This window comes from Gordonia shandongensis DSM 45094 (assembly GCF_000423025.1).
Taxonomy (GTDB): Bacteria; Actinomycetota; Actinomycetes; order Mycobacteriales; family Mycobacteriaceae; genus Gordonia; species Gordonia shandongensis.
This window is the reverse complement of the sequence record NZ_AUHE01000001.1, coordinates 24850-50928: the sequence shown is the minus strand read 5'-3', so window position 1 is coordinate 50928 and position 26079 is coordinate 24850. Positions and strand designations below refer to the sequence as shown.

The following is a 26079-nucleotide window of genomic DNA, read 5'->3' as shown; positions in this document are numbered from 1 at the left end:
GACACCATGTGGGGCATGAAGCCCCGCATCCTGGTCGTCGACGATGACGCTGCGCTCGCCGAGATGCTCACGATCGTTCTCAAGAACGAGGGATTCGAACCCTTCGTGGTGGGCGACGGGACACAGGCCCTCACGGCGGTCCGCGAGGTCCGACCCGACCTGGTCCTCCTGGACCTCATGCTGCCCGGCATGAATGGCATCGACGTGTGCCGCGTCCTGCGTGCCGACTCGAACGTCCCGATCGTCATGCTCACCGCCAAGTCCGACACCGTCGACGTGGTGCTGGGCCTCGAATCGGGTGCCGACGACTACATGGTGAAGCCCTTCAAACCGAAGGAGCTCGTCGCCCGCATCCGGGCCCGCCTGCGCCGCAACGAGGACGATCCCGCCGAGATGCTCGCCATCGGACCCGTCGAGATCGACGTGCCCGCGCACAAGGTGACGCGCGACGGCGTGCAGATCTCGCTGACGCCGCTGGAATTCGATCTCCTGGTGGCGCTGGCCCGCAAACCGCGCCAGGTGTTCACCCGCGACGTGCTCCTCGAGCAGGTGTGGGGATACCGGCATCCGGCCGACACCCGTCTGGTGAACGTCCACGTCCAGCGCCTGCGCGCCAAGGTCGAGACCGACCCGGAGAACCCGGAGATCGTGCTGACTGTGAGAGGGGTCGGGTACAAGGCCGGTCCGCCGTGATCGGTGGCCGCCGGATCAACCGGGGGCCCATCGACCGGCTTCTGGCGGTGGTTCGGCGGGCGGTGGCGTCCGTGGCGCGGTTCACCGGCCAGATCTGGCGCCGATCCGTGCAGACCCGCGTCATCGTCTCGACGCTCGTGCTGTCGTTCGTCGTCCTGCTCATCCTCGGCTTCCTGCTGATCAGCCAGATCACCGGGCGGCTGCTCGACGCCAAACAGGAGGTCGCCGGCGATGAGATCGCCCGCACCCGCGCGGTCGTCGAACGCGTGCTCGGCAGCGCGGAATCCGACTCGTCGGTCCAGAACCGGCTCGCGCGCGCCCGGTCCCTCCTGACGGCGCAAGACGTGGACGGCTCGTCGTCGACGGCCGCCGCCGGATCGTTCGACAGCATCCTGGTGGTACCCGGCAAAGGCGATGCGACCGACATCGAGGCCGCCGTCGGCCCCGTCAGCGAGGTGCCCGCGACGTTGCGCGCCATGATCGGCAGCGGGCAGGTCGCCTACCAGTACACGTCGGTGCGGCGCCGCAATCAGTCGACGTCGGCGCTCGTGATCGGCACCCCCGTGGAGAGCCCGATCCAGGGCCTCGAGCTCTACATCGTGTTCCCCCTCACCAGCGAGCAGAACACGCTGTCACTGGTGCGTGGAACCCTGTTGACCGGCGGCATCGTCCTCCTCGGGCTGCTTGCCGCCATCGCCTGGCTGGTGACCCGGCAGGTCATCGCGCCGCTGCGGTCGGCGTCGAGGATCGCGGTGCGGTTCGCCGACGGTCGCCTCTCCGAACGGATGCCGGTCAACGGCGAGGACGAGTTCGCGCGGCTCGCGGTGTCGTTCAACGACATGGCCGAGAGTCTGTCGCGGCAGATCACCCACCTCGAGGAGTTCGGCGGACTGCAGCGGCAGTTCACCTCCGACGTCTCGCACGAACTGCGGACGCCGTTGACCACGGTGCGGATGGCCGCAGACCTGCTCTACGACGGCCGCGACGACCTCGACCCGGCCCAGCGGAGATCGGTCGAACTGCTCGACAAGGAACTCGGACGATTCGAGACGCTGCTGACCGAACTGTTGGAGATCTCCCGACACGATGCGGGTATGGCCGAGCTGGCCGCCGAGCCGATGGACATGGCGACCCCCGTCGAAGCCGCGGTGTCGACGGTGTCGGTCCTGGCCGCGGACTCCGGGAGCGACCTGGTCGTCGACCTGCCGACCGAACCCGTGCTCGCGGAGATCGACCCGCGCCGGGTGGAGCGGATCCTGCGCAACCTGCTGGCCAACGCCATCGACCACGGCGAGCACAAACCGGTGGAGCTCATGATGCGCTCGGACGGTGACGCGGTGGCGATCACGGTTCGCGACCACGGGATCGGACTTCGACCAGGGGAGGAGAAGCTGGTGTTCAATCGGTTCTGGCGTTCGGATCCGTCGCGTGTCCGCCGGTCCGGCGGCACCGGTCTGGGGCTCGCGATCAGCATCGAGGACGCCCGGCTGCACCAGGGACGGCTCGAGGCGTGGGGCGAACCGGGGGAGGGCTCGTGCTTCCGGCTGACGCTCCCGCTGGTCCGCGGACACAAACTGCTGGGCAGCCCGTTGCCGCTCAAACCGATCCGGGAGGGACGCCGATGACGCGGCGGCTGATCGCGCTGCTGGCGGCGCTGCTCGCGGCGTCCGTCGTGCTGACCGGATGCGTGTCGATCCCCGACTCGTCGTCACCGCAGCCGATCCAGGCCTACGACCGTCAGCGGCCCACCAACATCGTTCCGGCGCCGCGCAAGGACGACGACCCCGAGAGCGTGGCCCGCAATTTCGTCAAGGCGATGTCCGATCCGGGCGACGGGCATCGTGCGGCACGGCGGTTCCTGGACCCGCAGGCGGGCCGCACGTGGGACGACAGCGGCGATTTGACGGTGATCCGCGATGTCGGCGTGGTGATCGACGAACGGACCGAGAACGCCGTCCGCCTTCGCGTCACGGGGTCGAAGATCGGAGTGCTGACGCCGGAGGGGTCGCTGCGGCAGGAGGACGGCGACACCGTGTTCGCGTTGACCCTGGCACGCCGGAACGGCGGCCAGTGGCGGATCAACGGCGATGTGCCGCACGGGACGGTCACCGACAGCTCCCAGTTCCTCACCGCCTACCGGCAGGTGGACCTCTACTATCCGGACCGGACGATGACCCGTCTGGTGGCCGACCCCCGCTGGTTCTTCGGCCCCGACCCCGACCCGTCGCTGATCGTCGGTCGACTGCTGGCCGGTCCGACGCCGGCGTTGAGCGGAGCGGCCGGTCAGGGCGCCGATCGCGGGTCGACGCTGACCAGTCCGGTCTCGGTGTCGGGCGACGACGTGTCGATCGCGCTCGGCAACGTCGCCGACACCGATATGCGCGACCGGACGGTGCTGGCCGCGCAGATCGCGTGGACGCTCGACGACGCCGGTGTGGCCGGCACCTACATGATCACCGCCGACGGTGCACCGCTGGTCGCCGACCACGAGGACGGGTGGCGGACGGCCGACGTCCGGTCGTTCGATCCGGACCCCGACGTCGACAACGCCCCGACCGTCCATCTGGTGCGCGACGGGGCGCTGGTGCGTCTGGCCGGCGGCCAGGCCGTCCCCGTGCCCGGCGAGTTCGGCACGTCCCGTGACGTCCGCGACGCCGCGATATCCGACGACCTCAGCACGATGGCCGTGGTCGTCGCTCGGGAGGGCCGACAGGTCCTCTCCGTGGGGCCGTACGGCGGGACCACGGTGGAGGCCGTCTCGGGGCGGGAGGTGTCGCGACCGTCGATCGGCCCCGACCGGATGACGGGATACGCGCTGGTGGACGGCAAACCGGTCAAGTGGTACTTCGACCCCGCGTCGGGTTCGGCCCGGTCGGTGACGCTCGACGTCGGGGCCGTCGCGGAGAGCGCGCCCGGGCCGATCACCGATCTGCGGGTGTCGCCCGACGGCGTGCGGGTGGCGCTGGTGGTCGGCGGAAGGCTCCTCGTCGCGGTCGCGGTGACGAACGACCGCGGGGTGCCGGCGTTGACGGGTGTGGAGAACATCGCGCCGACCATCGACACCCCGGTGATCGGGGCGGCGTGGGCGACCGCGAAGACCCTGTACCTGGCCCGCGAGGGCGACGAGAGCCCGGTGTGGCGTGCCAGCATCACCGGGACCGCGCCGACCGAGTTGGTCAGCGGCAACCTCAAGGCGCCGATCAGGGCGATCGCCGCATCGCGGCGGTCGGTGTACGTCGGCGACAACCGGGGCGTCCAGCAGCTCGGCACCGTCCAGGCACGGCCGGATCAGTACTGGACGCCGGTGAGCCGTGACGCCGGTGCCGGATCGATCCCGGTGATTCCCGAACGCTGACCGGCGCGGCCGCTGTGGACGGCGGTCGTGACAGCGGCCGGTCCGGTGCGCGACGGTGACGCGGTGGCGGTGGATCCAGGCGGGCCGGCGGGGCGGTCGGCGGCAGGGCGATCGGCGGCGGGGCGGTCGGCGGCGGGGCGATCGGCGAGGTGGCGGTCGGGGCGCGCGGTGATCGACGCGCTCGCGGACCTCGTCGTGCCGCTCGAATGCGGCGGCTGCGGCCGGCCGGACGTCGCCTGGTGTCGGCACTGCCGGGAGGCGGTGCGCGATGTGCCTCGGCGGCTGAGCCCCCGCATCGATCCGGGGGTGCCGACGTGGGCGTGCGCCCGCTACCGGGGGCCGGCGGGCGTCGCGGTGGTCAACGTGAAGGAGCACGGTCGACGCGATCTGGTGCCCGTCCTCGGCGGACTCCTCACCCGATCGCTGGTGACCCTGGCTCGGTGGGGCGACCTGCCCGACGCGGCCGGGCTCGCACTCGTCCCCGCACCGACGAGACGATCGGCGGCGCGACGACGAGGCGGCGACACGGTCACGGCCGTCGCCCGCGAGGCCGCGTCGGGAATGGGCCCCGCGGTGCGGGTGGTGCCCGCACTGGTCACCTCGGCCCTCACCCGCGACTCCGCGGGGCTCGGTGCCGGTGCGCGGAGCGCCAACCTGTCCGGCGCCGTCCGTCTCGCCGCGACGCTGCCCGAACCGGTGCGGTCCTCGGCGGCGCCGACGGTGGTGGTCGACGATGTGCTCACCACCGGGGCGACTGCCGCTCAGGCCGTGCGGGTGCTGCGTCGGCACGGTGCCCGGGTGGTCGCCGTCGTCGTCTGTACGGATGCCTGATCCGGGCCCTGATTTCGAGAAACGTGGCCGCGCGGTGAAATTGCGGATACCTTCGGAAGTGGCAGTGATGATCATCGAGTGCCGGGAGGTGAGAGTGCCTTTTCCACCGCGCCGATGCTGATCTGCGTGAGCCGGAAACCCCTCCGCTGTCCGACTGCAGCGGCACTGTCCGCGCACCGAACCGCAATCCCCGGAAGCGGCGGTGCGGCAAGCGAAACGGTACCTCGATGCGACGCTCGAGTCGCACGAGCGCAACCTGAGGAGGATGTCGATATGACGGTCGTTCATCGCAAGGGACAGCGGGAGCCGAGAGGTGCGGCGCCCACCGAACGCGTGGACTACGACACCGCTTTCCAGCTCCCCGATTCACTGGACACGAGCAGCGCCGGAGAACTCAAGGCAGACCTCACGATGAGTGGGCGCAATGTCGAGATCCCCGACCACTTCCGCGTCTACATGAGCAGCAAGCTGGCCCGATTCGAGCACTTCGACCCCTCGATCTTCCGATTCGAGGTGGTGCTCTTCCATGCGCCGAACCCCCGTCAGGCCAAGCAGTGCGAGTACGTCGAGATCACGGGCCGCGGACGCGGCCCCGTCGTCCGTGCACAGGCGGCGGCCGAGAACTTCTACGCGGCCAGCGAGCTCGCTTTCGACAAGCTCCACAAGCGTCTGCGGCGTGCCAAGAGCCGCAAGCGGATCCGCAAGGACGGGATGCACCGCCCCCTGTCGCTCGCCGAGGCCACCGCCGACGCGCCGCACCTCGTGCCGACCGATCCGGAGCCGCCCGCCGATCCGTTCGAGGACGTCGTCGACGACTACCAGCCGGGTCAGGTGGTCCGGGTGAAGGACCACCCGGCGGCCCCGATGACGGTCGACGAGGCCCTCTACGAGATGGAGCTCGTCGGTCACGACTTCTATCTCTTCCACGACTCGGAGACGGACAAGCCGTCGGTGGTGTACCGGAGGCACGCCTTCGACTACGGGCTCATCCGCCTCGCCTGACCGGCGGCGCGCCGCCGGCGGTGTGCCGACTGCGGTGTGCCGATCCGACCACGCTGTGGCCGTCGCCGTGACCGGCGGCGGCCACAGTGCCGTCGGCACCGGCGGAGGCCGAATCGCCGGTCGACCGTCCCTGCATGGCGCATCGCCGCGCGTTGACCCGTACCATGGACCGAGTTCTGCCTGTCGCCATGCACTCGCTGCGACACGGTGGGGGATACAGATACTCAGAACCCAGAGGATTGCCGGTGCTCAACAAGCTGCTCAGACTGGGCGAAGGCCGCATGGTCAAGCGCCTCGACGCCATCGCCACCAGCGTGGAGTCGCTCGCGGACGAGGTGGAGGCGCTCTCCGACGCCGAACTGCAGGGCAAGACTGCGGAGTTCCGTGAGCGGATCGAGAACGGCGAGACGCTCGACGACCTGCTGCTGGAGGCGTTCGCCGTCGCCCGGGAAGCGGCCTGGCGCGTCCTCGACCAGAAGCACTTCCACGTGCAGATCATGGGTGGCGCGGCGCTCCACTTCGGCAACATCGCCGAGATGAAGACCGGTGAGGGCAAGACCCTCACCTGTGTGCTCCCGGCATACCTGAACGCCCTGTCCGGCAACGGCGTGCACGTCGTCACCGTGAACGACTACCTCGCCAAGCGCGACGCCGAGTGGATGGGCCGCGTGCACCGCTACCTCGGGCTGGAGACCGCGGTCATCCTCACCGGCATGACCCCCGACCAGCGCCGCGAGGCCTACGCCGCCGACATCACCTACGGCACCAACAACGAGTTCGGCTTCGACTACCTCCGCGACAACATGGCGCACTCGATGGAGGACCTGGTTCAGCGCAAGCCCTCCTACGCGATCGTCGACGAGGTCGACTCCATCCTCATCGACGAGGCGCGGACGCCGCTGATCATCTCGGGCCCGACCGACTCGTCGAGCAAGTGGTACGTCGAGTTCGCCCGCATCGCGCCGCAGCTCGAGAAGGACGTCCACTACGAGATCGACATCAAGAAGAAGACGGTCGGCGTCCACGAGGCCGGCGTCGCCTTCGTGGAGGATCAGCTCGGAATCGACAACCTCTACGAGCCGGCCAATTCGCAGCTCGTCAGCTATCTGAACAACGCGATCAAGGTCAAGGAACTGTTCGTCAAGGACAAGGACTACATCGTCCGTCGCGGCGAAGTCCTCATCGTCGACGAGTTCACCGGTCGCGTCCTGGACGGCCGCCGCTTCAACGAGGGCCTGCACCAGGCGATCGAGGCCAAGGAGGGCGTCGAGATCAAGGCCGAGAACCAGACGCTCGCCACGATCACGCTGCAGAACTACTTCCGGCTCTACGAGAAGCTCGCGGGCATGACCGGCACGGCCGAGACCGAGGCCGCCGAGTTCCAGCAGATCTACAAGCTGGGCGTGGTGCCCATCCCGACGAACAAGCCGCTGATCCGCAAGGACCAGACCGACCTCATCTACAAGACCGAGGAGTCGAAGTTCCGGGCGGTCGTCGACGACATCGCCGAACGCAACGAGAAGGGACAGCCGATCCTCATCGGCACCACCAGCGTCGAGCGGTCGGAGTACCTGTCGAACCAGCTCAGCGAACGCGGTGTCAAGCATTCGGTGCTGAACGCCAAGTTCCACGAGCAGGAGGCCCAGATCGTCGCCGAGGCCGGACGTCTGGGCGCGGTCACGGTCGCGACCAACATGGCCGGCCGCGGCACCGACGTGGTGCTCGGCGGCAACCCCGACGTCATCGCCGACACCCGACTCCGCAAGGCCGGTCTCGACCCGGTGAACACTCCCGAGGAGTACGAGCCGGCGTGGGACGAGGCCATCGCGATCGCCCGCAAGGAGGCGGCGACAGAGGCCGACGAGGTCCGCGAGGTCGGCGGGCTGTACGTGCTCGGCACCGAGCGCCACGAGTCCCGCCGCATCGACAACCAGCTCCGCGGCCGGTCGGGTCGCCAGGGCGATCCGGGCGAGTCCCGGTTCTACCTGTCGCTGGGCGACGAGCTGATGCGCCGGTTCAACGGTGCGGCGCTGGAGACCATCATGGCCCGGCTCAACCTGCCCGACGACGTGCCCATCGACGCCAAGATGGTGACCCGAGCCATCCGCAGCGCGCAGACGCAGGTCGAGGAGCAGAACTTCGAGATCCGCAAGAACGTCCTCAAGTACGACGAGGTGATGAACGAGCAGCGCAAGGTCATCTACTCCGAGCGCCGCGGCATCCTCGAGGGGGAGGACCACCGGGAGTCGGTGCGGTCGATGGTCGCCGACGTGGTCGGCGCCTACGTCGACGGCGCCACCGAGCTCGGTTACGCCGAGGACTGGGACCTGGACACGCTGTGGGACGCACTGCGGAAGCTGTACCCGATCACGCTCGACCCGAAGCGTTCCGTCGGTGAGAACGAGTACGGGGAACGCGACGACGTCGGCCGTGACGAGCTGCGCGAACTGCTCGTGACGGATGCGCTGGAGGCCTATGACCGCCGGGAGGCCGAACTCACCGAACTCGCGGGCGAGGACGCGATGCGCCAACTGGAGCGTTCGGTGCTGTTGACCGTCATGGACCGCAAGTGGCGCGATCACCTCTACGAGATGGACTATCTCCGCGAGGGCATCCACCTGCGCTCGGTGGCGCAGCGCGACCCGGTGGTGGAGTACCAGCGCGAGGGCTACGACATGTTCATGGGCATGCTCGAGGGGATGAAGGAGGAGGCCGTCACCTACATCTTCAACGCGCAGGTGCAGACCGAGGCCCCCGCTCCGACTCTCGGTACCTCGGTGAGCGACATGCTCGCCGGCGCCGCGTTCGGCGGCGATCAGGAGCAGCCCGACCAGGAGATGACCTACAGCGGACCCGCCGAGGGCGGCGGGACCGCGGTGCACGGCTCGGACGAGGAGTACGCGGCGCAGGCGGCGGCGGAGATCCTCGGATCGAGACGCGAGCGTCGGGCGGCGGCCCGGTCGACGGGCAAGCCCGCGGCCAAACAGCAGCCGAAGTCGCGCGCGAAGAAGCGTCGCTGACACGAGCGGAGTGTCGCGGAACCGAAACGTCCTGCGCTGCGTCTGACGGGTATGACGGTGAACGCAGTCTCGACGAGTCCGATCCCGCCGGCGCCTGTTCCAGCCGCCCCGAGCCCGCCGGCCCCGAGCCCGGCCGCCCCGAGCCCGCCCGGCCCGGGCGCCGTCGAGGCGGGCCAGGCCCGCCAAGCGGTGATCGCGGCGGTGCAGTGGACCCTGGAGGTCCTCGACGGACGTCGGCGGGCGGACCAGTTGACACGGGTGCTGGCCCCCGATCTGGCCGCGCAGGTCGCCGCCCTGCTCCGTCACCGCGGCACGTCGACCCGCGGAGCCGCGACGGCGCGCGTCGTCCGCGTGCACCTGCAGATGCGGCACGCGGGCCGGGGCAGTCCGTGCGCCGACTACTTCGGCACCTTCGCCCGCGGCGGCCGGATTCGCGCCGTCGCCGGCCGCGTCGAGTTGACGCGGGTCCGAGTCGCGGTTCGCGGCACCCCGCGCGGGGACCGGATTGCGGTCTCGAGGTGGGTGGTCACCGAACTGACCATCGTGTGACGCGGCATCGCAGCAGCGGCGACCGGTCGACCTCTCCCGCGACGGCGGTGGGCCGTGTCAGCACATAGACTGAGCGGCATCATGGTGAATCGGCTGTCGCCGGAAGAGGCGATGTTCTACTTCCTGGACGGGTCGGGGACATCGGCGCATCTGGGTGCGCTGCTGATCCTCGATCCGCCCGGCTCCGCCGACCGCGGCGGCGGTGCCCTCGACTACCACGGCCTGGTGGCGCTGGTGGAGAACCGGCTGCAGGTGGCCCCGCGGTATCGCCGCCGGGTGGCCGAGGTGTCACTGGGGCTGGCGCGTCCCGTCTGGGTCGACGACCGCGACTTCGACATCAACTTCCACGTCCGGCTCTCCGCGCTGCCGAACCCGGGGACCGCCGAGCAGTTGCAGGAGCTGATCGCACGGGTGATGTCGCGGCCGCTCGACCGGTCGCGCCCGCTGTGGGAGATGTATCTGATCGAGGGCCTCGACGGCGGCCGGTCGGCGATCCTCACCAAGTCGCATCGCTGTCTGCTCGCGCCGGGGCATCCGGAGATCAGCGAGGTGATCTGCGACGACGTCCCGGCTCCCGAGCCCCTCGCCGAGGATCTGTGGATGCCGGGTCGACCGCCGAGCGCGGCGGCGCTCGCGGCCGGCGCGATGGCCGAGGTGATGGCGCGACCGGGGGAGATGGTCGACTCGCTGCTCCGCGGCAACGGCCCGGTCGCCGACCTGTGGTCGGTGGCCGACCGCTCCGCTCGTCTCGTCGGCGGCGCCGTCGGCCAGATGGTCAACGCCGCGCCCGACAGTCCGCTCAACGCGGTCACCACCGCGTCGCGGTTGTTCTCGTTCGTCGCGGTGCCGCGCGCGGAGTGCGCGACGGTCGCCGACCGCTTCGAGTGTTCGTTCAACGACGTGGTCCTCGCGATCCTCACCGGGGCGTTGCGGCGCTGGGCGATGTCGGTGAAGGACACGATGGGGCACGGCGAGACGATGCGCGCCACCCTTCCCCTCGCCGCCCGCGACCCGCTGGCCGCCGAAGCCGAGTCGACGGCAGCGGGGCCCGGGGGGACCGAGCCGGCCGGAGCGTGGATGGCGGTCGGCGGGACGGAGTTCGTCACGGACCTCCCGATCGGCGAGGATGCGCCGTCGGTGCGGTTGATGCAGGTCTCGGGGCTGGCGAATCGGTACTCACAGTCGAGTCGGCGGGTGTCGCGGGGGCTTCGTCCGCTGCTTCCCGAACTCGGTGCGGTCCCCTTCGGCGGGTTCTCGGCGCGCACCTTCGCCGGGTTGTTTCAGCGGACCTACAACGTGCCGATCGTCACCAGCGCCCGGCGAATCGAGTCGCAGTGGGTGGGTGGCGCACCGGTCGGGGGGATCTACACGATTCCCGGGCTGCACACCCAGCGGGCGCTGGGGATCAGCGTCAACGAGTACGGCGACGACGTGCAGTTCGCCTTCATCGCCGATCGTGCGGTGGTCGGCGATCTGCCCGCGATGGCCGGATATGTGACGGACTCGCTCGACGAACTCCTGACCAGCGGCCAGCCGCCGCACGACCACTGATCGAGAGGACCTGATGCGCGTCTACCTGCCCGCGACCCTTGCGGCACTCAAAGACCTGGTGGCCGAACCGGGGCGATCGTTCGACCCGGTCGGGGGGACCGGTTTCGCTCTGACCCCGGCGCTCCGGGAGGCGCACACGGCGGGTGACGACGAGGAACTGTCGGAGGTGGCCATGCGGGAGGCGGCGCGAGCGTCGCTGCGCCTGCTGGCCGTGGACACCTCGGGGCTGCCCGTGCGGCGCGCGGTGGTGGTGGCCGACGCCGAGGCGACGCCGCGTCCCGACCTCGACGACGCCGTCGTGCGGGTGGCCGGCTCGATCCCGGTCGCCGACATCGTGGCGGTGCACGTCGACGGGGCCGATGCGCAGGACGCCGTCGCCGCCGCCGTGGCGGCCGTCGACGCCGCCGATCTCGGTGACGAGGACGGCGAATTGGCGATCGGCGACGTCGAGGACTTCGATCTGGCCTGGTACGCCACCCAGGAGCTGCCCTTCCTGCTCGATCTCCTCTGACCCGGGGCCGCGACGGGCGCCGGGGGCGGCGGGGTCGCTCCGAGCGGCTCGAGACGCTAACCTACGATACCGTAGGTTGGTCCGACGGGACCGTGGCTCAGTTCGTCCGGAGGTCGTCCGGACCGCAGAGGAGGTCGTCATGGCGTGGCGTGAACGTTTCGAGGCGCCGGTGGCGCAGATCGCGACGCGCGGGCGCCGTGCGAAGTGGGTGCGGGCAGCGGTGGCACGCGTGACCACGCCCCTGCTTCCCGACGACTATCTGCATCTCGCGAATCCGCTGTGGTCGGCGCGGGAGCTGCGCGGCCGGGTGGTCTCGGTGACCAGGGAGACCGACGACGCCGCGACGATCGTGATCCGTCCGGGCTGGGGGTTCTCGTTCGACTACCAGTCGGGCCAGTACATCGGCATCGGCGTCTTGATGGACGGGCGCTGGACGTGGCGCTCCTACTCGCTGACCTCCGTGCCCGCGGTGTCGTCCAGCGAGCGGACGGTGGCCGTGACCGTCAAGGCGATGCCCGAGGGCTTCCTGTCGAGTCACCTCGTCAGCGGGCTCGCGCCCGGCACCGTCGTGCGGCTGGCGGCGCCGGCCGGCGAGTTCGTGCTCCCGGACCCGCTGCCGGCCAGGCTGCTGCTGGTCACGGCGGGCAGCGGTCTCACGCCGATCATCTCGATGCTGCGGAGCATGCGTCGGCGCGGCGGCCGTGCCGATGTCCGCGTGATCCACTCGACGCCGACGCCGCAGGATCTGCTGTTCGGCGACGAACTGACCGCGATGGCCGACGAGGGACTCATCGACCTGCACGTGCAGTGCACGCGGACCGACGGCAAGCTCACCCCGGCGAGCCTGCGGAAGCTGTGCCCCGACTTCGCGGACCGCGACACGTGGGCGTGCGGACCGGCCGGTCTCCTGGAGATGTTGACCGAGCAGTTCGACGAGGTCGGCGCCGCGGAGCGGCTGCACATCGAACGGTTCGCACTCGAGCGGGGGGCGGTCGGCGCCGAGGGCGGCGTCGTGACGTTCGGGACCCCGGACCGGCAGGTCGAAGTCGACGGCGCCACGACGCTGCTCGAGGCCGGGGAGCGGGCCGGTGTCCTCATGCCGTTCGGGTGTCGGATGGGCATCTGCCAGAGCTGCGTGGTGATGCTCGACAAGGGGTGTGTGCGCGACCTGCGGTCGGGTGTCGAGCATGTCGAGGGGGAGCGCATCCAGACGTGCGTGAGCGCTGCGGCGGGCGACTGCACGCTCGACGTGTGACGGTGTGAGGGCTGACTCTCGCCGCCCGGTGGACAACCTACGAATCCGTAACCTACGATTGCGTAAGTTACGACATCGTAGGTAGAGGAGTGAGTGGCCGATGGCGATCTCTGACATCCCCGAGTACGCCCACCTGACGGAGCAGGACATCGAGGAACTGGCGGCCGAGCTCGACCAGATCCGCATCGACGTCGAGGCCGACCGCGGCGAGCGGGACGCCCGCTACATCCGGAACACGATCGCTTTCCAGCGGACGCTGGAGATCACCGGCCGCGCGCTGACCTTCGGTGCGCGCCGCCGCAGCCTGTGGTGGGCCGGGGCGGCATCCCTGGGGGTCGCGAAGATCGTCGAGAACATGGAACTCGGTCACAACGTGATGCACGGTCAGTGGGACTGGATGAACGATCCCGAAGTGCACTCCACCACCTGGGAGTGGGACAACACCGGGCCGAGCGCCCACTGGAAGCACACGCACAACTTCATCCACCACAAGTACACCAACGTCCTGGGGATGGACGACGACGTCGGTTACGGTCTCCTGCGCGTCACGCGCGACCAGCGGTGGAAGCCCTTCAACCTCGGCAACATCGTCTACAACACGGTGCTCGCCCTGGGATTCCAATACGGTGTGGCCGCCCAGCACCTCGAATTGGGCCGCCGCAGGCACACGCCGGAGGAGAAGGCCCGATTCCGCGAGGACCTGCGCGACGTCGGCACCAAGATCGGCAGGCAGGCCGGTAAGGACTACCTCGTGTACCCGGCCGTCGTCGGCGCGGCGACCCGGTCGCCGCGCGCGGCGCGCAAGGCGGCCACCGCCAACCTGCTGGCGAACGTGATCCGCAACGTGTGGTCGAACGCCGTGATCTTCTGCGGACACTTCCCCGACGGGGCCGAGAAGTTCACGAAACAGGACATCGACGCCGAGACCAAGGGGCAGTGGTACCTGCGCCAGATGCTGGGCAGCGCCAACTTCCGGTCCGGACCGGTGCTCGGCTTCATGAGCGGCAACCTGTCGTACCAGATCGAACACCACATCTTCCCGGACCTGCCCAGCAATCGTCTCCCGGAGATCGCGGTCCGCGTGCGGGCGCTGTGCGCGAAGTACGACCTGCCGTACACCACGGGATCGCTGCCCGTGCAGTACGCGAAGTCGTGGCGGACCATCGCCAAGCTCTCGCTGCCGAACCGGTATCTGACGGCGACCTCCGACGATGCGCCCGAAACGGCGTCCGAACGTCGCTTCGCCCACGGCCCGCAGCACCGGCCGGCGGCCGCCGTCGACCCGGTCACGGGTCGGCGGCGCGGCCTGCAGACCGCGCTCGTCGGGCTGCGGGACCGGCGGAGGCGACGGCGTCTCCCGATCAGTGCATAATGTGACCAATGGCGATCTCAGATATCAACGAGTATGCGCACCTGACCGACGCCGACGTCGAGGCCCTGGGTGCCGAACTCGACACGCTTCGCCGCGAGATCGAATCCGACCTCGGCGAGCGTGACCGCCGGTATCTCCGCCGCACGATCTACGCCCAGCGCGGTCTGGAGGTCCTCGGCCGCGCAGCCCTGATCGGCAGTCACCGCCGCCCGCTGTGGCTCCTCGGGACGGCGGCCCTCGCGGCGGCCAAGATCATCGAGAACATGGAACTCGGCCACAACGTGATGCACGGCCAGTGGGATTGGATGAACGACCCCGAAGTGCACTCCACGACGTGGGAGTGGGACATGGTGTGCGCGTCCCCGCACTGGAAGCACTCCCACAACTACATCCACCACAAGTACACGAACGTCGTCGGGATGGACCACGACGTCGGGTACCGGATCCTGCGGGTCACCCGAGACGAGCCGTGGGAGCCGCGCCGCGCGTTCCAACCGCTGTTCAACCTCATGCTCGCCGCGACCTTCGAGTGGGGCATCGGCCTGCACGACCTCGAACTCAAGGAGGTCGTCGCCGGTCGCCGACCGTACGCCGAGGCCAAACCCCAGATCACGCTCTTCGCACGGAAGATCCTGCGGCAGGTCGGAAAGGACTACGTCCTGTTCCCGGTGCTGACGGGACCGAACGCCCGCCACACGATCACGGCGAACCTGACGGCGAACCTGATCCGCAACCTGTGGGCGTACGTGGTGATCTTCTGCGGTCACTTCCCCGACGGCGCCGAGAAGTTCACCCCGGCGACGCTCGAGGACGAGACGCGCGGTCAGTGGTATCTGCGCCAGATGCTGGGCACCGCCAACTTCGACGCGGGACCGGCGATGGCGTTCATGAGCGGCAACCTCTGCTACCAGATCGAGCACCACCTGTACCCGGATCTGCCGAGCAACCGCATGGCGCAGATCTCGGTCCGGGTCCGTGCACTGTGCGAGAAGTACGATCTGCCGTACAACACCGGCTCGCTGACGATGCAGTACCTGCGCACCCTGCGCACGATCAACAAGCTGGCGCTGCCCGACTCCATGCTGCGGGCCACCGCCGACGATGCGCCGGAGACGGCTTCGGAGCGGCGGTTCGACGGGATGCCGCGCGCCCGCGGACTCAAGACCGCGCTCGCGCAGCTGCGCGCCCGGCGGCGTGCCGCCCGCCGCTGACCCTCAGTCTCCGGACTGGTCGTCGCCCGTCGCGGTCGAGGTCACCGACGCCAACAGCTCCCGCACGGCGAGCGCCCGTCGATGCGAGCTTCCCGCGAGGTCGTCGAGTGCGCATTCGGGGTCGGCCGGCGGTCCGAGATGCGTGCATCCGCGCGGACAGTCCGCGGTGGCCTGCCGCAGATCGTCGAAGGCGTCGACGATCTCGTCGGGCGTCACGTGAGCCAGACCGAACGATCGGATGCCGGGGGTGTCGACGACCCAGCCGTGCAGCGGATCCGGCAACGGCAGCGCCACCGACTGGGTCGATGTGTGACGACCCTTCCCGACCCCGGAGACCACCCCGGTCGCACGGTCGGCGTCCGGGACCAGCCGATTCACCAGCGTCGACTTCCCGACCCCGGAGTGGCCGACGAGCGCGGTGAGACGACCGTCGAGGACGTCGCGCAGCGCGTCGAGGGCATCGGAGCGGCCGGCGGTGATCACCGGCAGGTCGAGATCGGCGAAATGGGCGGTGAACTCCTCCGGCGAGGCGAGATCGGACTTCGTGAGGCACAGGATCGGTGATAGTCCGCCCGCGTAGGCGGCCGCCAACGCGCGCTCCACGAAACCGGTGCGGGGCGGCGGGTCGGCGAGCGCCGTGACGATGAGCAGTTGATCGGCGTTCGCGACGACGATCCGCTCGTACGGGTCGGTGTCGTCCGCGGTGCGACGCAGCACGGTGCTGCGCTCCTGGACGCGCACGATCCGTGCGAGCGTGTCGGGCCGCCCCGTGAGATCGCCGACCACGCCGACGCGGTCGCCGACCACGATGGGGGTGCGACCCAGTTCGCGGGCCCGCATCGCCACGACGCGACGGTCCGGATCGGCCCGGCCGTTCGCATCGTCGACCACGCAGCCCCACCGGCCGCGGTCGACCGAGACCACGGTCGCGGTCTCGGCGTCCTCGTGCGCCGGTCGATTCTTGGTACGGGGACGACTGCCCCGTCCGGGCCGGATCCTGACGTCCGACTCGTCGTACGACCGGCGCCGACTCACGCGGCCGACCCCGCCATCGTCTCCCACATGTCGATGAAGTCCGGGAGCGTCTTCGCGGTGGTCTGCACGTCCTGCACCGCCAGATCGCGGACCCGCAGGCCGAGGATCGATCCGGCGGTCGCCATGCGGTGGTCGGCGTAGGTGCGCCACACCGCGGAGTGCAGGTCGGCGCCGCCGACGATCACCAGCCCGTCGTCGGTCTCCCGGCAGTCGCCGCCGATCCTGCCGATCTCGGCGCTCAGCGCGGCGAGCCGGTCGGTCTCGTGGCCCCGCAGGTGCGCGATGCCGCGGAGGACCGACGTGCCGTCGGCCAGTGCGCACAGGGCGGCGACGGTCGGGGTGAGCTCCCCGACGTCGTGCAGGTCGACGTCGATCGGTGCGATCCGCGCGGGTCCGCGCACCGTCAGCAGGCCGTCGGCGTCGTGTGCGACGACGGCGCCCAGCCGCTCCAGGATCTCGGTGACCGCCGCACCCGGCTGGGTGGTCCGGGCCGGCCACCGCGGGACGCTCACGCGGCCGCCGGTCGCGACGGCCGCCGCGAGGAACGCCGAGGCGTTCGACAGGTCGGGTTCGATCGCGCGGTCGACCGCACCGATGCGCGAGGGGGCCACGGTCCACCGCGGCGAGGCCTCATCGACCAGCACCTCGACGCCGGACTCGCGCAACATCGCGACGGTCATGTCGACGTGAGGCATCGACGGCACGGGTGCACCCACGTGAGCGATGTCCACGCCGCGGTCGAAACGTGCCCCGGAGAGCAGGAGCCCCGACACGAACTGCGAGGACGCCGAGGCGTCGATGGTGACCTCGCCGCCGGCGAGCGCACCCTGTCCGTGCACGGTGAACGGGAGTCCCGAACCGTCGATGCGGGCGCCGAGCGATCGGAGGGCGTCCAGGACGGTGCCCAGCGGCCGGCTGCGCGCCTGCTCGTCGCCGTCGAAGGCGACGTCGCCGTCGGCGAGAGCCGCGACGGCCGGCAGGAACCGCATCACGGTGCCCGCCAGCCCGCAGTCCACCGAGCCGCCGTGCAGCGGCGCCGGCGTGATCGTCACGGCGGTCGGATCGGTCGGGTCGACGCGTACGCCCGCGCCGAGTGCGGTCAGGGCGTCGATCATGAGGTCGGTGTCCCGGCTGCGGAGCGTTCCGGTGAGGTGCGATGGTCCGTCGGCGAGCGCGGCGAGAATCAGCGCACGGTTGGTGATGGACTTCGATCCGGGGAGGTCGACGGTGGCGTCGACGGGGCGGTCGGGGAACGGCGCAACCCAGGTGCTCATGGCCTCCAGTCTCTCATGAGCCGGTCGGCGCAGGTCATGGCGTACGGGCGGGTGCGCGGCGGGTCGCTCAGAGCGTGGCCAGGAGATCCCCGAGCCGTTCGATCGCCGAGTCGAGGTCGTCCTCGGCGGCCGCATAGCTCAGGCGGACGAACTGCTCGGCGCCCGCCTCGCCGAAATCCTTACCCGGTGTCAGCGCGACGTGCGCCCTCGCCAATGCGACCTCGCAGAACTCGGTGGCCGTCAGCCCCGTCTCACCGACGTCGACGTACACGTAGAACGCGCCGTCGGGCCGAACGGGCACGTCGAGGCCGATGCGCTGCAGTCCGTCGAGGACGCGCGTCCGCCGGGCCGCGAACTGCGCGCGCCGGTCCTCGGCCACCGCGAGGGTCTCGGTCTCGAAGCAGGTCAGCGCCGCGACCTGGGACGGCGTCGGCGGACAGATGTAGTAGTTCTGTCCCAGGCGTTCGGCCACCGGAACCATGGCCTCGGGGACGATCGCCCACCCGAGGCGCCACCCGGTCATCCCGAAATACTTGGAGAAGCTGCCGACGACCACGGCCCCCGGATCGTCGGCGGCGATGCTTCGCGGCGGACCGTCCGGACCGTCATCGGCCAGACCGAGGTAGATCTCGTCGACGATCCGCCACCCGCCGCGGTCGGCGACCGTACCGCACAGGCGCACCAACTCGTCGTACGGGATCGACGTGCCGGTCGGGTTCGACGGCGTCGCGACCATCACGCCGCGGGTGGCGCCGCTCCAGTTGCGCTCGATGGTGTCGGCGTCGAGCTGGAACCGGCTCTGCGGAGTCGTCGGCAGGAGGCGCACCCGGCCTCCGAAGCTCTCGGCGAACCGCCGATTGCACGGATACGACGGATCGCCCACCAGCACCTCGTCGCCCGGGTCGATGAGCGCCGCGCACGACAGCAGCAGCGCCGCGGAGGCGCCCGTGGTCACCACGACGCGATCGGGCGAGACGTCGGCACCGAACCGGTGGGCGGTGAACCGGGCGATCGCCGCCCGCAACTCGTCGAGGCCGAGCGCCCCGGTGTACGCCAGCGGTCGTCCGTCGCTGATGCGCCGGATCTCACGGAGGAAGGCGGGCGGGGCGCCGAAGTCGGGCTCACCGATGTTGAGCTTCACCACGTGGACGCCGGAGGCCTCCAGCGCGGCGGCGTGTTTGCCGAACTCCATCGCATAGAACGGAGTGACTGCCTCGGCGCGGCGGGAGAACCTCATGCGCCGATCGTAGGAGATCGACGGTCAGTCGGGGATCATGGTGAACTCGTCGGGATGCGGGCCCCGTCGACGATCGACGTTGAGCGCATCGATGCGCGCCATCTGCTCGGCGGTGAGGGCGAAGTCGAACAGTGCGGCGTTCTCGGCGATCCGCGCCGGCGTCACCGATTTCGGGAACACGATGTTGCCGTGCTGCAGATGCCAGCGCAGCGTCACCTGCGCCACCGTCCGGTCGGTCTCGGCGGCGACGGAGCCCAGGACCGCATCGTCGAGCACGTCGCCCTGGGCGATCGGCGACCACGCCTCGGTGGCGATGCCGTGGCTCCGGTTGAACTCCCGCAGCGACACCTGCGACAGGTACGGGTGCACCTCGATCTGGTTGACGGCGGGGACGATGTCGGTCTCGGCGAAGAGCCGCTCCAGGTGGGCGGGTTGAAAGTTCGAGACGCCGACGGCGCGGGCGTGCCCGTCCTCGGCGAACCGCTCCATGGCGCGCCAGGTCTCCACGTAGTCGCCGACGCCCGGCATCGGCCAGTGGATCAGGTACAGGTCGAGCGGGCCGATGCCCAGCGCATCGATGGACCTCGCCGTCGCCGTGCGGGCGACCTCGGGATCGTGGGCGTTGTTGTTGAGCTTGCTCGTGACGAACACGTCCTCGCGCGGGACACCCGATTCGCGGACGGCCTCGCCGACCTCCCGTTCGTTGCCGTACATCTGCGCCGTGTCGATGTGCCGGTATCCCGCCTCCAGCGCGGCCAGCACCGCGTCCTTGGTCTCGGCCGGCGGGATCTGGAAGACCCCGAAGCCGAGCTGCGGGATCGTGACGCCGTTGTTCAGAGTGATCTGGGGAATGGTCGTCTGCTCCATGCCCGGTACAACGCGGTCGCGCGGGTTCGGTATTCCGAACGGACCGGGATTCGGTGGGGGACCACCCTGATCTTTCCCCGGGGTTCGGCCGCCCGGGGGTGACAGCGGCGGATCGACGGGCCACGGTGGAGTCATGAGCACAGAGTTGACCCCGAAGAAGTCCGGCGGCACCGACGTCTGGAAGATCGTCCTCATCGTCATCGCGGTCCTGATCGCGCTGTCGATCATCGGCCCCCTGCTGAAGGCGGCGTTCTGGATCGTCCTGATCGGCCTCGCGGTGGTCGGCGCCGCCACGCTGCTGTTCCGCAGATCGTGACGCCGGACCTCCGGTGCGGGGCGGACGTCAGGGCACGAACACGAACTTCCCGCGCGGATGGGCGGCGGCGAGTTCGGTGAATGCGTCGCCGGCGTCGTCGAACCCGAAGGTGCGGACCACGTCGACCCGGATTCGACCCGAGGCGGCGTCGGCGAGCAGCGGTTCCACTGCGGCCCGCCGATGGTGACGACTGCGTTCACCGCCCCCGGAGAGCAGGACGATCCCGTCGTCGGCGCGGGACCAGGCGGCGATGCTCACGATCCGGTGCGCGGGCATCAGTGCGAGCGAGACGTCGACGGCCTCGTCGGTGCCGACGGTGTCGACGGCGGCGGTGAAGACCGCCGAGCCGACCGCGTCGCGGACCGCGTCCGCGAGGCCCGGACCGTACGCGACCGGCGTGGCGCCGAGGTCGGCGAGGTAGGCGTGGTTGCGAGGCGACGCGGTCGCGACCACGGTGGCGCCGGCCGCGACGGCCTCGGCGACGACGATCGACCCGACCGCGCCCGCTCCGCCGTGCACGAGCAGCACGTCGGTGGCGTCGATCTCGAGGGTGGCGAGGGCGTCGACCGCCGTGACGCCGGCCAGCAGCAGCGACGCCGCCTCCGGGAAGCCGAGCCCCGGGGGCATCGGATGGACGGACTCGCCGTCGGCGATCACGTATTCGGCGAACGCGCCCGTCGCCGGGTAGACCACCACGTCGTCGCCGCGCCGGAAGCCGGAGTCGGCGCCGGCGGAGTCGACCACGCCCGCGGCCTCCCCGCCGGGACGCAGCGGCAGCCGGTCGGGGTCGGCGCCCATGTCGCCGCGCACCAGCTTCACGTCGTACGGGTTGAGGCCCGCCGCGCGGACCCGCACCACCACCTCGGTGGGGCCGGGACGGGGGATCTCGGTCTGCGTCGGCTCGAGCACCTCGACGGGGTCGCCGTACTGCGGTGCGATGATCTGTGTGGCCACGTTCTCACTGCTCCTTCGCGTGCCTGTGTGGTCGAACTCCCCGAGTTCAACGCCGTGTGTTCAACCCTCTGGAGGCCATCATGCCAACCGACCGCGCCGCGACGACGGCGTTGCCGACCGCACTCCGTCGGATCGTCGGCGACGCGCACGTCCTCACCGACCCGGCGACCACCGAGTCGTACCGGACGGACTGGACGGGTCGGTGGCGGTCACCGGAGTCGACGGTGGTGGTCCGGCCCGCCGACACGGCGCAGACCGCCGCGGTCGTCGCGGCCTGCGCGGACGCGCGGGTGCCGGTGACGCCGCAGGGCGGCAACACCGGGCTGGTGGGCGGGGCGCAGCCGAGCGTGTCCGGGCCGTCGGTGATCCTGTCGACGCGACGGATGGCCGGCATCGGCGCGGTCGACACCGCGGATCGGTGCATTCCGGTGGGCGCAGGCGCGGTCCTGGCCGATGTGCGCGCCGCCGCGCGGAAGGCGGGTCTGACGGTCGGCGTCGACCTGGCCGCACGCGACTCGGCGACCATCGGCGGGATGGTGGCGACCAATGCGGGCGGCGTCCATGTGATCCGGTACGGCAGCATGCGGGCGCAGGTGCTCGGCATCGAGGCGGTGACGGCCGCGGGGCACGTCTTCCGTCGGTGGCGGCCGCTGCGGAAGGACAACGTCGGCTACGACCTGCCCGGGCTGCTCGCCGGCAGCGAGGGGACCCTGGCGGTGATCACCGCCGTCCTGGTGAGGCTCGTGGTGCCGGCGCGACGCACGGCCGTCGCGGTGGTCGGCGTGAATCACGTGGCCGACGCGCAGCGGGTCGTCGCCGCCGTGGAGGCGTCCGGGGCGCCGGTGCACGCCGCGGAACTCATGACGGCCACCGGACTGGGCCTGGTGGGCCGGGCCGGTGCGCGCAACCCGCTGCGGCGGGACGTGCCCTATGCGGTGCTGGTGGAGTGCGCGGGCACGCCGGATCTGCTGGCCGAGGTGCTCGACGAGCAGGACCGCGTGCTCGACGCCGCGGTGGAGCCGGGCCCCGCGCACCGACTGTGGGCGGTCAGGGAACGACACACCGAGGTGATCGCGGAGGTCTCGCAGACACCGGTGGTGAAGCTCGATGTGACGGTGCCGTCGGCGGCGATGAGCGACCTCGTCGCCGGGGTCGAGCGGCTCGCCGCCGACCTTCCCGACTCGCCTCGGCCGGCGACCCCGGTCCTGTTCGGTCACGTGGGCGACGGCAACCTCCACGTGAACATTGTCGACGTCCCCCGCGGCAGACAGGATGAGATCGTCGACGCCGTCCTTCGCCTCGTCGACGCGCTCGGTGGCAGCATCAGCGCCGAGCACGGTGTCGGGCGCGCCAAGCGGGCGTGGATCGAGTTGGGGCGCGACGCCGTCGATCTCGCGATGATGCGCGCGGTCAAAGGGGCCCTGGACCCCGACGGCCTGTTCAACCCGGGAGCCGTCCTGGCGTGACCGGCTCCTCGTACGACTGGCCTGTCGTGTGACGCGGCCCGCCGAACCCGTTACTGTGAATGCAGATCACAGACATCCTGCTGGTCATCGGGACGGAGGTCGATGATGACGGACGGACACGGGCTCGACCACGAGGTGGTGATCGTCGGCGCCGGATTCGGCGGCATGGGCGCGGGCATCGAATTCCGCCGCCAGGGCGTCGACTCCATCGCGATCCTCGAACGCGAGGACGATCTGGGCGGGACGTGGCATGTCAACCACTACCCGGGCCTGGCGGTCGACATCGCCTCGGTGACCTACTCGTACTCGTTCGCGCCGAACCCGCACTGGTCGCGCCTGTTCGCCCCCGGAGCCGAGCTCAAGGCGTACGCGGAGCACATCGCCGACACCTACGACCTGCGGCGCAGCATGGAGTTCGGGGTCACCGTGGAGCGTGCGGAGTGGGACGACCACGGCGGCCACTGGACCGTGCACACGGCCGACGGTGCCCGGCGGACCTGCCGCTACCTGGTGACCGCGACCGGATTCCTCTCCCAACCGCACACCCCGGACTTTCCGGGGATGGACTCGTTCGCCGGCGAGATCATCCACACCACGGACTGGCCCGACGGTCACGACTTCGCGGGCCGGAGGGTCGCCGTGATCGGGACCGGCGCCACGGCCGTGCAGCTGATCCCGGAGCTCGCGCGGTCGGCGCGCTCCCTCACCGTCTTCCAGCGGACCCCGATCTGGGTGGTGCCGAAGGTCGACTTCCCGATTCCATCGGCCGTGCAACGGCTGTTCGAGCGGGTGCCGCTCACCCAGAAGGCGGCGCGCGCGGTCAACACGTCGATGCTCGAAGCGCTCATGGTGTTCGGGGTGCTGCACTTTCGGCAGGCGAAACCGGGCAACCGGCTGGCGGCGCTGCTGTCGAAGGCGCATCTGCGCCTGTCGGTGCGCGACGCGGGGACTCGGGCCGCCTTGACCCCGCACTACGACTTCGGCTGCAAGCGGCCCACGTTCTCCAACGACTACTTCCGCGTGTTCAACCGTCCGACCGTGGCGTTGGAGACCGGCTCGATCGCCCGCGTGGAACCCGACGGCCTCGTCACCGCCGACGGGACGCGGGTCGCCGTCGACACCCTCGTCCTGGCCACCGGGTTCAACCTGTGGGATGTGAACTTCCCGGCGTTCACGATCATCGGTCGCGGCGGTCGTGACCTCGGCGCCTGGTGGCGGGCCGGTCGCTTCCAGGCGTACCAGGGCATCACCGTTCCGCGGTTCCCGAACTTCCTGACGTTGAACAGTCCGTACTCGTACAGCGGCCTGTCGTACTTCACGACCATCGAGGGACAGATGAAGCACATCGCGCGGCTGTTCGGCGAACTGCGCCGTCGCGGCGTCGACCGCTTCGAGGTCACCGAGGAGGCGAACGACCGCTTCCTGCAGCGAGCGACCCGCAACCTGCAGTCCTCGGTGTTCTATGCGGGCGACTGCAGCGGATCGCGCAGCTACTACTTCAACCAGCACGGGGAGGCCACCCTGCTGCGGCCCGACGCCACCCTCACCACGCTCCGCGAGCAGGCGCGATTCCCGCTCTCGGACTACGCTTACTCGTAAATCGCCGGACGCCGCCGGCCCCCAGACGCCGCCGACCCACAGACGCCGGCGATGAGTTCCGGTCCGTCGTTGGCGACGCGGTTCACCAGCGGGGCGACCTCCCGGATCTCGATGGCGTCGACCAGGGCGCCGTCGGGCGGGGCCAGGAGGGACGCGTCCACGGGTCGGTCGGGGTCGAGCCACCGGTCCCAGTGCTCGACGGGCATGATCAACGGCATCCGGTGGTGCACCTGCGTCAGCGGGCCGACCGCGTCGGTGGTGATGATCGTCGTGCTCGACAACCACTCGCTGTCGTCGCCGGCGGCGCGCGCCCGCGGCGGCCGCCACGCCGCCCACAGGGCGCCCATGAACAGGCGCGAACCGTCGCGGGGGCGCATGTAGAACGGGATCTTGCTCGGCTTGCCGTCGGAGCCGGCCGGCCCGGGACGCCACTCGTACCACCCGTCCATCGGGATGAGTGCGCGTTTGCCCGGCAGTGAGCGGCGGAATGCGGGCTTCTCCGCGAGGGTCTCGGCGCGGGCGTTGAACAGCAGGGGACCGCTCGCGACGTCCGTCGACCACGACGGCACCAGTCCCCATCGCATGGCGCGCACGCGGCGGCGCGCGGGGTCCTCGGGGCGGCCGTGATCGTGGCGGTCGACCACCGTCATCACCGTCGTCGACGGTGCCACGTTGTAGCTCACCAGACCGTCGGCGGCGGCCGGGGCCCCGTTTCGGGCACCGTCCGACACCTCGTCGACCGCGTCGATCTCAGCCGCGAGACGAGCCGGATCGGTGGTGACCGCATACCGTCCGCACATGTCCTCATGCTGGCACGCGAGCGGCCGGGACGCACTCGGGGGCCGACCGACCGGCGGGGTCGCGGAACAATCGGGGGCCCGCACGTGTTGTCCGAAGCGATGACCGACCACCGCAGGAGGGCGATGCCGACGTGAGTGCCGCAGTACTCGAGCGATCGCTAGACTTGAGAGAGCACATTTCCAATGAAGGGAACCCCGTGCCGGAGAGTCCACAGTCCGACCAGCCCGCTGAGACGTCCGAGCAGCTCACCGAACGTTTCGAGCGTGATGCCCTGCCGCTGCTCGATCAGATGTACGGCGCCGCGCTGCGGATGACCCGCAATCCCGCGGACGCCGAAGACCTGGTTCAGGAGACCTACATCAAGGCGTTCTCGGCGTTCCGTTCGTTCCGCGAGGGGACGAACCTCAAGGCGTGGCTGTATCGCATCCTGACGAACACGTACATCAACTCGTACCGCAAGAAGCAGCGGCAGCCCGCGCAGTATCCGACCGATGAGATCACCGACTGGCAGCTCGCGGCGACCGCCGAGCATTCGTCGACCGGACTCAAATCGGCCGAGATCGAAGCCCTCGAAGCGCTGCCGGACGACGAGATCAAGGACGCGTTGAGCAAACTTCCCGAGGACTTCCGCATGGCCGTCTACTACGCCGATGTGGAGGGACTTCCCTACAAGGAGATCGCCGAGATCATGGAGACCCCCATCGGCACCGTGATGTCGAGGCTGCACCGAGGCCGACGACAGCTGCGCGACCTGCTCGCCGATGTCGCACGCGAACGCGGCTTCGGACGGAGCGTGGTGACGAAATGAGCAACGAACCGAACGGCGACAGCGAGTTCGAGAACCTCGACTGCACGGCCGTGCTCGCCGACATCTGGCTGCTGCTCGACAACGAGTGCGACGACGGTGCCCGGCAGCGGCTCGAGGGGCACGTCAACGGGTGCCCGTCGTGCCTGGAGCACTACGGCATCCAGCGGCAGCTCAAGGAGCTGATCAGCCGGAAGTGCGGTGGAGAGCATGCGCCGGAGGGGTTGCGGGATCGCCTCCGGATGGAGATCCGCCGGTCGGTGACCATTCGGCAGACGACGATTCGCATCGACTCCGAGTGATCCCCCGCACGGCCGAGGAACGGCAAAGCGGCCCGCCCCGTCTCACCGGATGGTGAGGGAGGCGGGCCGCTTC

The 26079-nt window shown here is 70.2% G+C and carries 23 protein-coding genes; 17 read left to right on the top strand and 6 right to left on the bottom strand.

Features of this window, described 5'->3' with window-relative positions:
- Positions 1-15 precede the first annotated feature (15 nt).
- The 12 genes from mtrA (at position 16) to G528_RS0100170 (ending at position 15350) form a co-directional block, all read left to right on the top strand.
- Positions 16-693 carry an MtrAB system response regulator MtrA gene (gene mtrA, locus G528_RS0100230; protein WP_026917207.1) on the top strand — a complete coding sequence of 226 codons (678 nt, stop codon included), beginning with the start codon at positions 16-18 and terminating at the stop codon, positions 691-693.
- On the top strand, positions 690-2318 hold the full coding sequence (gene mtrB / locus G528_RS0100225; protein WP_026917206.1) for an MtrAB system histidine kinase MtrB: 1629 nt from the start codon (positions 690-692) through the stop codon (positions 2316-2318). The genes mtrA and mtrB overlap by 4 nt, the downstream gene beginning before the upstream one ends.
- Positions 2315-4048 carry an LpqB family beta-propeller domain-containing protein gene (locus G528_RS0100220; protein WP_035718504.1) on the top strand — a complete coding sequence of 578 codons (1734 nt, stop codon included), beginning with the start codon at positions 2315-2317 and terminating at the stop codon, positions 4046-4048. Before mtrB ends, G528_RS0100220 begins: the two co-directional genes overlap by 4 nt.
- 168 nt (positions 4049-4216) lie before the next feature.
- Complete coding sequence (locus G528_RS0100215; RefSeq protein ID WP_026917204.1) at positions 4217-4879, top strand: ComF family protein; 663 nt, start codon at positions 4217-4219, stop codon at positions 4877-4879.
- 273 nt (positions 4880-5152) lie between these two features.
- A complete protein-coding gene (gene hpf / locus G528_RS0100210) occupies positions 5153-5881 on the top strand; it encodes a ribosome hibernation-promoting factor, HPF/YfiA family (protein WP_026917203.1) in 729 nt (242 codons plus the stop codon).
- 245 nt (positions 5882-6126) lie between these two features.
- Positions 6127-8901 carry a preprotein translocase subunit SecA gene (gene secA, locus G528_RS0100200; protein ID WP_026917202.1) on the top strand — a complete coding sequence of 925 codons (2775 nt, stop codon included), beginning with the start codon at positions 6127-6129 and terminating at the stop codon, positions 8899-8901.
- Positions 8902-8952: 51 nt separating this feature from the next.
- Positions 8953-9450 carry an Rv3235 family protein gene (locus G528_RS15910; RefSeq protein WP_245569626.1) on the top strand — a complete coding sequence of 166 codons (498 nt, stop codon included), beginning with the start codon at positions 8953-8955 and terminating at the stop codon, positions 9448-9450.
- An 81-nt stretch (positions 9451-9531) separates the two neighbouring features.
- Positions 9532-11001 (top strand): wax ester/triacylglycerol synthase domain-containing protein, encoded by a 1470-nt coding sequence (locus G528_RS0100190; RefSeq protein WP_026917201.1) that lies wholly within the window; start codon positions 9532-9534, stop codon positions 10999-11001.
- Positions 11002-11014: 13 nt separating this feature from the next.
- A complete protein-coding gene (locus G528_RS0100185; RefSeq protein WP_026917200.1) occupies positions 11015-11512 on the top strand; it encodes a DUF6912 family protein in 498 nt (165 codons plus the stop codon).
- 139 nt (positions 11513-11651) lie between these two features.
- Positions 11652-12767: a ferredoxin reductase gene (locus G528_RS0100180; protein WP_026917199.1), complete on the top strand. Its 1116-nt coding sequence runs from the start codon at positions 11652-11654 to the stop codon at positions 12765-12767.
- A gap of 100 nt (positions 12768-12867) precedes the next feature.
- Positions 12868-14139, top strand: a complete 1272-nt coding sequence (locus G528_RS0100175) for a fatty acid desaturase family protein (RefSeq protein WP_026917198.1) — start codon at positions 12868-12870, stop codon at positions 14137-14139.
- Positions 14140-14147: 8 nt separating this feature from the next.
- A complete protein-coding gene (locus G528_RS0100170; RefSeq protein WP_026917197.1) occupies positions 14148-15350 on the top strand; it encodes a fatty acid desaturase family protein in 1203 nt (400 codons plus the stop codon).
- Between the two features lie 3 nt (positions 15351-15353).
- On the opposite strand, the gene rsgA is transcribed toward G528_RS0100170, so the two are convergent.
- From rsgA to G528_RS0100150, 4 genes are all read right to left on the bottom strand, one after another.
- Positions 15354-16385 (bottom strand): ribosome small subunit-dependent GTPase A, encoded by a 1032-nt coding sequence (gene rsgA, locus G528_RS0100165; protein ID WP_026917196.1) that lies wholly within the window; start codon positions 16383-16385, stop codon positions 15354-15356.
- Positions 16382-17659 (bottom strand): 3-phosphoshikimate 1-carboxyvinyltransferase, encoded by a 1278-nt coding sequence (gene aroA / locus G528_RS0100160; RefSeq protein WP_026917195.1) that lies wholly within the window; start codon positions 17657-17659, stop codon positions 16382-16384. The genes rsgA and aroA overlap by 4 nt, the downstream gene beginning before the upstream one ends.
- A gap of 67 nt (positions 17660-17726) precedes the next feature.
- Positions 17727-18896: an aminotransferase class I/II-fold pyridoxal phosphate-dependent enzyme gene (locus tag G528_RS0100155; protein ID WP_026917194.1), complete on the bottom strand. Its 1170-nt coding sequence runs from the start codon at positions 18894-18896 to the stop codon at positions 17727-17729.
- 24 nt (positions 18897-18920) lie between these two features.
- Positions 18921-19763, bottom strand: coding sequence for an aldo/keto reductase (locus tag G528_RS0100150; protein WP_026917193.1), 843 nt, complete (start codon positions 19761-19763; stop codon positions 18921-18923).
- A 133-nt stretch (positions 19764-19896) separates the two neighbouring features.
- Between G528_RS0100150 and G528_RS15905 the strand changes: the two genes are divergently transcribed.
- The gene (locus tag G528_RS15905; protein WP_035718502.1) at positions 19897-20079 is read left to right on the top strand and encodes a hypothetical protein; all 183 of its coding nucleotides are present in this window, start codon (positions 19897-19899) and stop codon (positions 20077-20079) included.
- Between the two features lie 27 nt (positions 20080-20106).
- Here G528_RS15905 and G528_RS0100140 read toward each other — a convergent pair whose 3' ends face one another.
- Positions 20107-21033 carry an NADP-dependent oxidoreductase gene (locus G528_RS0100140; RefSeq protein ID WP_026917192.1) on the bottom strand — a complete coding sequence of 309 codons (927 nt, stop codon included), beginning with the start codon at positions 21031-21033 and terminating at the stop codon, positions 20107-20109.
- Between the two features lie 80 nt (positions 21034-21113).
- Between G528_RS0100140 and G528_RS0100135 the strand changes: the two genes are divergently transcribed.
- Together G528_RS0100135 and G528_RS0100130 are read left to right on the top strand one after the other, a co-directional pair.
- The gene (locus G528_RS0100135) at positions 21114-22499 is read left to right on the top strand and encodes an FAD-binding oxidoreductase (protein WP_051198201.1); all 1386 of its coding nucleotides are present in this window, start codon (positions 21114-21116) and stop codon (positions 22497-22499) included.
- A gap of 102 nt (positions 22500-22601) precedes the next feature.
- Positions 22602-24098: a flavin-containing monooxygenase gene (locus G528_RS0100130; protein ID WP_425402194.1), complete on the top strand. Its 1497-nt coding sequence runs from the start codon at positions 22602-22604 to the stop codon at positions 24096-24098.
- Here G528_RS0100130 and G528_RS15900 read toward each other — a convergent pair.
- Positions 24089-24898: an SOS response-associated peptidase gene (locus G528_RS15900; protein WP_051198142.1), complete on the bottom strand. Its 810-nt coding sequence runs from the start codon at positions 24896-24898 to the stop codon at positions 24089-24091. The two genes, G528_RS0100130 and G528_RS15900, sit on opposite strands and share 10 nt — an antisense overlap.
- A gap of 197 nt (positions 24899-25095) precedes the next feature.
- Here G528_RS15900 and G528_RS0100120 point away from each other — a divergent pair, with 197 nt between their 5' ends.
- On the top strand, positions 25096-25707 hold the full coding sequence (locus G528_RS0100120; protein WP_035718500.1) for a sigma-70 family RNA polymerase sigma factor: 612 nt from the start codon (positions 25096-25098) through the stop codon (positions 25705-25707).
- On the top strand, positions 25704-26006 hold the full coding sequence (gene rsrA / locus G528_RS0100115; RefSeq protein ID WP_026917188.1) for a mycothiol system anti-sigma-R factor: 303 nt from the start codon (positions 25704-25706) through the stop codon (positions 26004-26006). The genes G528_RS0100120 and rsrA overlap by 4 nt, the downstream gene beginning before the upstream one ends.
- The last annotated feature ends 73 nt before the right edge of the window (positions 26007-26079 follow it).